Annotated in this window: 1 protein-coding gene; it reads left to right on the top strand. The window is 65.8% G+C overall.

The genetic code is table 11. The annotated features are described in order from the left end of the window. Positions 1-1,056, top strand: a 1,056-nt coding sequence (locus tag ABIB90_RS41605; RefSeq protein WP_354202984.1) for a DUF1522 domain-containing protein, incomplete at both ends; no start/stop codon positions are given.

The raw sequence follows: 1,056 nt of genomic DNA, 5'->3' as shown, positions 1-1,056 counted from the left end.
AACCAGGCGCTGCAGACCACGGTCGGCTATTCGACCAAGTCGAACGTCTCGACCACGATTGCGGGTGCGACGGCCTCCGACCTGCGCGGCACCACGACCTACACCAGCACGACCGCGCTCTCCAACGTGCTGTTCTCCGGTGCTGCCGGCGGCGCGACTGTTGCGACCGGAACGACGACGCTCGGCGGTACCTCGGCTGCCCTGACCGGCTCGGCTGCAGTGGCTGGCGACGGTACGACCGCCTTCAGCGGCACCTTGAAGCTGGCCGGTACCGCCGGTGCGACGACCATCGCTGCTAACGCGGCACCTACCGACGGTGAAACGCTGACCGTCGATGGTCACACGATCACGTTCAAGACCGCGGACGTTCCGACCGGGGCGAATATCCCGTCGGGATCCGGCACCGTCGGCAATGTCCTCACGGACGGTAACGGTAACTCAACCGTCTATCTTGGCGCTACGGCTGCGACGGGTACTGCGCAGGACCTGCTGAATGCCATCGACATTGCCAGCGGAGCTCAGACGGTCTCGATCGCCAGCGGCGCTGCTACCCTGAGCGGCGGCGGCACTGCTAACAGCATCGCCGCCGGCAAGGTTACCCTGAGCACGGGTACCGGCGCTGACCTCAGCATCACCGGTCGGTCCGACCTTCTGAAGGCCCTCGGCCTGACCGGCGCGGCCGGCAGCGGCCAAGTCACCGTCACCCAGGCGCGCTCGACCGCTTCGAGCACGCTCGGAACCCTGATCCAGGACGGATCGACGCTGAACGTGGACGGCAAGACGATTACGTTCTCGAACGCGAAGACGCCCACCACAGTCGCAACGGGTTCCACCCAGGTCGGCAATTTGGTCACGGATGGCAACGGCAACTCGACCGTTTACCTTCAGGCCGGCAACGTCAACGACGTTCTGAATGCCATCGATCTCGCGACCGGTGTGCAGACCGTCAAGACGGCGGGTGCTTCCGGTGCCCTGCAGACGACCGCAGGCGCCAAGAACTCGTCGATCGTGGCCGGCGCGCTCAACCTCTCGACCGGTGCGAACGCGGATCTGTCG

Origin of the sequence: Bradyrhizobium sp. JR4.1, assembly GCF_040548605.1 — a bacterium.
Lineage (GTDB): Bacteria > Pseudomonadota > Alphaproteobacteria > Rhizobiales > Xanthobacteraceae > Bradyrhizobium > Bradyrhizobium canariense.
The sequence above is the reverse complement of the archived record's forward strand: the minus strand, read 5'-3'. Positions and strand labels throughout refer to the sequence as shown.